This is a genomic window from Acinetobacter sp. ATCC 27244 (assembly GCF_000156555.1).
Taxonomy (GTDB): Bacteria; Pseudomonadota; Gammaproteobacteria; order Pseudomonadales; family Moraxellaceae; genus Acinetobacter; species Acinetobacter haemolyticus.
Window position 1 is genome coordinate 1 of the sequence record NZ_GG665997.1, and the last position, 588, is coordinate 588.

Consider the following 588-nt stretch of genomic DNA (forward strand, 5'->3'; position numbering starts at 1 on the left):
ACCTAAATAATCTTCTTCACTTAACTGATTCACCTCATGCTCAATAGCTTCTTGAATACTTTTATTTCTTCGTGATAAGCACTCTTCAATTAGATTCTCTTTCGATGGAAAATACTTGTAGAATGTCATCTTTGCAACGCCTGACTCACTAATAATTCGATCTACCCCAACAGAGCTATAATTATGACGATTGAAGAGGTACAGAGCCGTTGCAATAATATCTTCTTTTTTTGACATTTTATTATCCTTTTAGAATTATAATATAAACTTAATATATTATTTAGGCATAGTTTATAGGCTTGAAAAATCTGGCGACTATGCTGTTATCCATATTCTTTATGAACATAATAGGAAATATAACACTTCCAATCAAGTTCACTATTATACGTTAAGCAAAAATAAGATGACAAACAAGCTGATTTGTAAAAATTTCTTTCTATTTAAAAATAAATTCAATTATTAATGTGAAATAAATCACCTTTTATATATTTTTTGATTAATTAATAATCTGAATGGTTATTTTTTAGCTCGCTTAATAAATTGATTTCACCTCTAAATCACCTTATATTTATTTTATCCAATAAAAAG

General features: G+C 27.0%; 1 protein-coding gene. It reads right to left on the bottom strand.

The annotated features are described in order from the left end of the window. On the bottom strand, nt 1-237 hold a 237-nt coding region (locus HMPREF0023_RS15955; RefSeq protein WP_008942592.1), incomplete at its 3' end, for a TetR/AcrR family transcriptional regulator. Between the last annotated feature and the right edge of the window lie 351 nt (nt 238-588).